The following is a 6,904-nucleotide window of genomic DNA, read 5'->3' on the forward strand; positions in this document are numbered from 1 at the left end:
AACACCTTCAAAAATGAGGGGTTATTTAATTCGTGCACATAACAAAGCATTTAAGAGTGATTCGCAACGCTTGGCGTTTTTCGCTTCGCTCAAGTATAGCCAAGCGTCGCTCACACCTTAATGCGGCGTTATATATTCTAGGGCTTTTATGAAATTTAGAAACGATTATGGCGTGTTTGTGTGCACGCATGTATTTGAGAAAACTAGACCAGTGCTCTTTTCTGTAAGAGATTTTGATGGAGACTGGCAGTTTCTGTGTGGTATTGACGGTTGCGTCGAAAGCGGTCGCCCCCATCATATTGGTGTGGGGCACCTAGTGGCAGAGGATGCAACCATTAATGATTTGACGGCACTGGAACCAGGTACCTGTGCAAGGCGTTCTGCTTTAGGTTCACAATGGGTGGTCGGTAAACTAGAAGAATGAATATATAACAAAGCATTTAAGAGTGATTCGCAACGCTTGGCGTTTTCGCTTCGCTCAAATATAGCCAAGCGTCGCTCACACCTTAATGCGGCGTTAGGTTGTTTTTAGGTTGTACGGTTTTTAGTTTGGCAGTCAGCCACTTCGAATCTTTCTTTGTCGCGAACTTCAGTGGCCATGTAGCTCGAAGATTTTCATGTGAAAGTTTCATTCAACTGGCAAGTTTTGACGTTAGTGATTGAGTGTTTTCTGTTTTTAAGTGCTCTTGTCCAAGTTTATTTATTGAAATTACGCTCTCTCAATTTGGTTAGCTTTTTGGCTTCAGCGAACCACCGCAAAAATAGTGATGTGGTAGCTATTCAGCTTGGGTGGTGATTGCGGTGCAGTTGGCTTTGGTGTTTCATGGGTTAGTCCTATAGCTTAAGCGAGCAAAAGCATTCGTAATGAGCATACCTAACAATCAGCTTAAGACGGACAACCAACGCTTGGCGGTTTTGTGTCTGGTTGGGTATCGTGTTTACGGTGGGTTGTTTGAGTTTTGTGGTATTGTTGGTTGCCGCTTAGTAAGGGCGTTAGCATCCTTTGAGTGTATCAATGAATAGAGGGAAAAATGAGCCATAGTTCTCAGTCGTTCTACAGGAAGTACAAAGCTGAAATCATAGCGTTTGTATTGGGCATATTAGCCATAATTGGTTATATGAATGATGTTAGTGATTTTTATAATAATTACATTAAGCAGAAGCGAGCCGAAGATGGGTTGACGTTACTCAATACAGGAGTATCGATTCAGCATGTAACTAGCGTTTTTGGCGCACCAATCATTGAAAATCAGCGTAAGGAAGCTACAGAGTATATATATTCATTTAAGAACTTCTATTTGCAAGTTAACTTTGATAGGGGAAACGAAGTTTTTTTCTTTGCTGTGACATCAAAAAATAAAGAGTTTAAACCTATAATACCTTATATGTCACGCTCATTAGGTCAAACATTTTTCGATATCTCTGAGCATTACGATACTAATTTTGCAACAATGAGTTCAAAGTTTTATGCATATGATGAGAGTATATATTTAGGTAACCCCGGCAATTATCGAAATATATATTTGGCATATAATCCTGCTGGGGTCGATTATGAAGGGAATGATGAATATATTGACCTTGAGCATATGCCTAACCCTTCTAGAGAAGTTTCACAAACCTATCGTAAAGGCGCGAAGCCGAACACTTTTGGGGTTGGAGAAGTGCATGGTTCAACTGATGGAAGAGAAACAAGTTTTGGTATAGGTATTGAGTACTTTAGTTCAAGGGACTTGCCAGAGCATAGATACTAAACAAATGCTAACAAACAATTTAAGAGGGATTCACAACGCTCGGTATTTTTGTTTCGACTTCAAATTTAGTGTTTATGGCACAATGCTTTAGGCTTGGGGGGAGGCGTTGTTCACCCCTTAATTGGGCGTTATGTTTGCTCGATTGTTAGCAATTTATATAGAGGTCTTAGTGAATTTCATAAAATTATCGATGTTATGCTTTATAAGTGTATTTGTTTTTCAATTAATAGCACTTACAACGTTCCCTAGTGTAATTGAGCAGTATGAATGGATTTCGTGGGTAGAAGTTGTGCTCTTGAGCGTTGGTGTTTTTGGCCTCTGGCTTTCTCCAGCGGTGGTTGCATTTCGTGCCAGAGAGGTTCGACACCGATTTTTAATAATTTTTTTGTCGTTGAGCCTTCCTATTGTAGGTGGCTTTATAGGTTATTTTATTCTCAAAGGAGAGATAAAGCATCTTCAAGAAACATAACAAACTGCTTAAGACGGACAGCCAACGCTCGGCGACTTTATATTTGGTTGAGTTAAGTGTTTAAGGTGGGCTGTTTGAGTTTTATGGTATTGTTGGCAGCCGCTTAGCAGGGCGTTATGTTTTCTCTTGGAGTCTCAATATGTTAGATACCTTATTCCCTCATATAGGTGAGTTAGTACTAGAGAAAATTTTGAAAGAGCAGCCTGAATTGGTTGTAAATAAATTAGGAATTGAAGTTGAGCAACTGGTCTCTGTACATCGGCAGTTGCCGCTATATTTCCCTGAATCAGATGTCATGTTTGATGGATTTTCGACGATTGATTTAGCTATTGAGTTAAAAGGCGGTATTGTATTGCCAATCGAAGTAAAACTTGGAAAAACAGGCTTAGCTAAAGCAAGTGTTGATAAAATGCTTTCTGATTGTTCTATTTCATCTCACACATCAGAGAGACGAATTTCAGGGAAGGTATTTTCTATACTTAACCGCAACTATGATACGAAATTGAAGTTAGCTATTGGTGAGTCAGTTCTATCTACAAAGATTGATGGACGCACTCTTCAACTAAGTGAGAGCTGGGGTATTATTGCAAGATCAAAGATAATAAGCTCATGGGAAAAATTACCGCCAAATTTCAATGGTTTGCAGATCTATCTTTCTGTTAATGAAATTTGTTGTGATTATGGTGAAGCCAATTTCAATAAAGTTGTTACGGAAATTCTGTCGGGTGTTAACTTTTATGATGAGTGGCTTGGTTAAAAACATAACAAAGCATTTAAGAGTGATTCCTTACGCTTGCCGGTTTCGCTTCGCTCACAGTATGGCAAGCGTGCGTCACACCTTAATGCGGCGTTATGTGCTTCAGGCCTTTGAAAGGGAAGTTTTATGTTTCGAGTTGTCTATGAATGGCGTGTGCCAGTTGAGAAAATGGATGAGTTTCAAGATGTCTGGCGCTCGGCGACAGAATCAATCCATGATTCAGTTGAAGGTGCGCTCGGTAGCTTTATGCTTCGCTCCTATGACGTACCTGAAAAGGTTCTGACCATTGCTAAGTGGAACACGCGTGAAGATTGGGAGTGGTTTTGGGGAAATCGTAACCCAGAAAAAATGCGACAGATGCGTAAAATTGCTGAACGTGTTTCGGTTGAAGCATTCGACGAAATAGAAGACAGAACTAAATAGCGGAAGCGGCACATAACAAAGCATTCAAGAGTGATTCGCAACGCTTGGCATTTTTAATTCCATAGTTGAGTATAGTGTTTACGGTGGTAAGGTTAAGTTTTGTGGTTGCGTCACTCACACCTTAATGCGGCGTTAGGTTGCTTTAAGCTTGTACGGTTTTTTAGTTTGGCGTTCAGCCACTTCGAATCCTTTTATTGTCGCTAGTTTCAGCGGTCATGTGGCTCGAACTTATTCAGGTGAAGGTTTCATTCAAATGGTCAGCTTTGACGTTAGTGATTGAGTGTTTTCTATTTTTAAGTGCTCCTGCCCAAGTTTATTCATTGGAAGCTCGTTATCTCAATTTGGTTAGCTTTTTTGCTTCAGTGAACCACCGCAAAAAATAGTGATGTGGTTACTATTCAGCCTCGGTGGTGATTGCGGTGCAGTTGGCTTTGGTGTTTTATGGGTGAGTCCTATAGTTCAAGCTAGCTTAGGTGTTCGTAATGAGCATACCTAACAATCTACTTAAGACGGACAACCAACGCCTGGCGGTTTTGTATTTGGTTGAGTCTAGTGCTTACGGTGGTTTGCTGTAGTTTTGTGATATCGTTGGTAGCCGCTTAGCAAGGGCGTTATGGTGCAGCAAGATTTAGTTCTTATTTGGCTTGTTGGTTCAGCTTTCGCTGTACGTTTCTAGGTACCTCTTGCTTGCTCACTTGGTTCAAAGTTTTAATCTCTGGTGAAAAGCCGCTTTGAGTTTTCCAAGAAGGCTAATCTGCCGTTTAGGTTCTAATGCCAAGTGACTTGGGTACAGCGGCAATTAGCTCGACTTTGGTTTTAGCGGGGCGGTCCTTCTTTGTTTCAGTTGGCCGTATCGTTGTTGTTAGGTTTCCTCTTTGAGCATCATTGGGTTGCTGCATACTGGTTTGTTGTGTTTAGTGGTCACAATAAGCCCATGCTTTGCGGTAAGTGTGTTGGTTGTCTTAGGTTTCCATAACCAAGCGTTCAATCGGACAGCCAACGCTTGGCAGTTTTGGTTCACAGTTTGGTATTAGTGTTTATGTCACAATGGGCTAAGTTCATGGTAGCGTTGTCTGCCCATTAACGCGGCGTTAAATGTCTCACGGAAGTAATGATGAAAGTAGTACGATCAAAGGTCGCTGGTTTTGTAATGTTGGCTTGCACAGCTTCCTTACAAGCAAAAGAGCGTTTGTCTTTTGATGAATGGAAAGAGAATAAAAGGTTATACCAAACTCAAGCTATAGGAGCCTGGGATTGTGAACAGTTATCAAATAAAACAAATCAACTAGTAATTGAAGTAGAGGATAATCAGGCTACTTTATTCTTATCGAGTAAAAAAGTAACGTATGAGAATGGAGAAATATCTCGTGAGAGAAAGTTTTTTTCCGGACAAAAAACGAAAGTAGTGGGTTATGATCTGGTTGATGGTAAGACTGTCAAAAAAGAAATGAGTTTCGATCATATTAATTTTGACTATTCATTGCACATTTTAAGTTATCAACTGCTTGCAAGTCGCGAGGGGAAAGAATTTCTAAATTTCAAATGTGTACGCAGGTAAAGACATTTAACAAGGCGCTTAAGACGGACTGCAAACGCGTGGCGGTTTTAGTTCAAATTGGTTTATGTGTTTACGGTGGTTATTTGGGTTTAGTGGAGCGTTTGCAGCCACTTAGCTTAGCGTTATGTGAATAGGAGGTTCCAATGAACAAGGTAGTCAAAGCTCGCTTCGATGAATATCCGGAAAATGTTCGCCTTAGGTTAGAGGAATTGAGAAATCTAGTCTTTCAAATCGCATCTGAATTGGAGTTGGGTGAAATCAATGAATCTCTAAAATGGGGTGAACCAAGCTACAGCGTAAAAACAGGCAGTCCCCTAAGAATGGATTGGAAATTGAAGTCCCCCAATAATTATTACTTGTTCTTTAACTGCCAAACTAAGTTAGTTGATACATTTCGGGAATTGTATGGTGCAGTTCTGGAGTTTCAGGGAAACAGAGCAATAGTTCTGTCCTTATCGAAACCGTTGCCAGAAACAGCAATCAAGTCCTGTTTAGAGTTAGCTTTAACCTATCAGCAGCGTAAAAATTTTCCTCTGTTGGGTGCTTGAAATAATTCACATAACAAAGCGTTTAAGGGGGATTCCCAACGCTCGGCATTTTGGGTTTGATTCAGCTTTAGTGATTACGGCACAATTATTTAGGTTAGGTGGTCTGCGTTGCTCACCCCTTAACGCGGCGTTATGTGCTATCAGATCAAGGTTTAAATATGAGTACAGAAAAAGATTGGGTTGATATTACAGCCGCGCTTTTGACTCCTGTAATTGCAATAATTGGTGTTGTAATTGCGGGTTTGCAATGGCGCTTGGGTAGCTCAAAGTTCAAGTATGATGTTTTCGAAAAACGCTACAAGGTATTCGAAGCAACTCAGCGATATATTGGGCACATTATTGCAACTGCTGAAGTTGACGAAATTGAGCGAGTTAACTTTTTAAGGGACACAAAAGTTGCCTTTGCAATATACGACTCGAAAGTAACCGATTACCTAAAGCTAATACATGAAAAGTCATTGGAGCTCAGACTTCATCAGTCGAAAAATGACCATGACAAAGAGAGCAAAGTTTTAGTGTGGTTTACTAAACAGCTTGAAAATCACAAAGAGCAATTTGAAAAGCAGTTAAAAATTTAACTACGCACATAACAAGCAATTTAAGAGGGATTCACAACGCTCGGCATTTTTGTTTCTACTTCAAATTTAGTGTTTATGGCACAATGCTTTAGGTTTGGGTGGAGGCGTTGTTCACCCCTTAATTGGGCGTTATAAAACTAGGTGAGAAATGACGTGAATGAATACATTATTTTAGAAAAAGATGATATCTCAATTGCGGTAGATATCGTTGACGATTACGCTGGTGATCAAATCAGAGGATTACAGCAGGATGGTTTCGCTGTTGTCTGTGAAAGCACTAAAGCTCACACAAAAGACAAAGCATTAAAACTCTGGTCCGAAACAAAAAAATATAATACAGAACAATTGCGTTTCAAAAGAGTGCGCGGAGAAGCAACTCTAGATTGGGAAACACTGAAAAATGTTGGTGGTGTTCAGAAGTCATATAGAACAAAAGTTCCCGGTGGTTGGTTGGTATCTGTTCAAAATTACAATCCTAACGGTATAGGTTGTGGTGTTACTTTTTTACCTGATCCTGAGCATTTGTGGGATGGGAGCTCGTTAAAGTAGTACGCTTAAAAGTTTTATAACAAGCAATTTAAGAGGGATTCTCAACGCTTGGCATTTTTGCTTCTATTTCAAATTTAGTGTTTAAGGCACAATGCTTTAGGTTGGGTGGGGCGTTGTTCACCCCTTAATTGGGCGTTATGTGCTTTTCGGGAAAGGTTAGATGGAAGAAGATAAAAAGTTGGTTGCTGCGATTTGTGGTGACGGGGCTGAGTACTTTGTAGCGTCTCAAATCATGCTTAATCTGAGGCTGTTAGTAAGTATCGCTCCTACA

General features: G+C 40.2%; 9 protein-coding genes. All 9 read left to right on the forward strand.

Features of this window, described 5'->3' with window-relative positions:
- Window positions 1–148 precede the first annotated feature (148 nt).
- A complete protein-coding gene (locus tag L1D15_RS21065; RefSeq protein WP_039952315.1) occupies window positions 149–424 on the forward strand; it encodes a hypothetical protein in 276 nt (91 codons plus the stop codon).
- A gap of 440 nt (window positions 425–864) precedes the next feature.
- A complete protein-coding gene (locus tag L1D15_RS21070; protein WP_239876932.1) occupies window positions 865–1,023 on the forward strand; it encodes a hypothetical protein in 159 nt (52 codons plus the stop codon).
- Window positions 1,024–1,031: 8 nt separating this feature from the next.
- Window positions 1,032–1,751 carry an ETEC_3214 domain-containing protein gene (locus L1D15_RS21075; RefSeq protein WP_239876933.1) on the forward strand — a complete coding sequence of 240 codons (720 nt, stop codon included), beginning with the start codon at window positions 1,032–1,034 and terminating at the stop codon, window positions 1,749–1,751.
- Window positions 1,752–2,359: 608 nt separating this feature from the next.
- Window positions 2,360–2,977, forward strand: a complete 618-nt coding sequence (locus L1D15_RS21080) for a hypothetical protein (protein ID WP_239876934.1) — start codon at window positions 2,360–2,362, stop codon at window positions 2,975–2,977.
- 126 nt (window positions 2,978–3,103) lie between these two features.
- Complete coding sequence (locus tag L1D15_RS21085) at window positions 3,104–3,400, forward strand: antibiotic biosynthesis monooxygenase (RefSeq protein ID WP_239876935.1); 297 nt, start codon at window positions 3,104–3,106, stop codon at window positions 3,398–3,400.
- Window positions 3,401–4,511: 1,111 nt separating this feature from the next.
- A complete protein-coding gene (locus L1D15_RS21090) occupies window positions 4,512–4,958 on the forward strand; it encodes a hypothetical protein (protein WP_239866743.1) in 447 nt (148 codons plus the stop codon).
- Between the two features lie 143 nt (window positions 4,959–5,101).
- Window positions 5,102–5,506 carry a DUF1801 domain-containing protein gene (locus L1D15_RS21095; RefSeq protein WP_239876936.1) on the forward strand — a complete coding sequence of 135 codons (405 nt, stop codon included), beginning with the start codon at window positions 5,102–5,104 and terminating at the stop codon, window positions 5,504–5,506.
- A 158-nt stretch (window positions 5,507–5,664) separates the two neighbouring features.
- Window positions 5,665–6,084: a hypothetical protein gene (locus L1D15_RS21100; RefSeq protein WP_239876937.1), complete on the forward strand. Its 420-nt coding sequence runs from the start codon at window positions 5,665–5,667 to the stop codon at window positions 6,082–6,084.
- A gap of 153 nt (window positions 6,085–6,237) precedes the next feature.
- Window positions 6,238–6,633 carry a hypothetical protein gene (locus L1D15_RS21105; RefSeq protein WP_239876938.1) on the forward strand — a complete coding sequence of 132 codons (396 nt, stop codon included), beginning with the start codon at window positions 6,238–6,240 and terminating at the stop codon, window positions 6,631–6,633.
- Window positions 6,634–6,904 lie beyond the last annotated feature (271 nt).

Source organism: Vibrio sp. Isolate25 (assembly GCF_022398025.1).
In the GTDB taxonomy this organism is placed as follows: domain Bacteria; phylum Pseudomonadota; class Gammaproteobacteria; order Enterobacterales; family Vibrionaceae; genus Vibrio; species Vibrio coralliilyticus_A.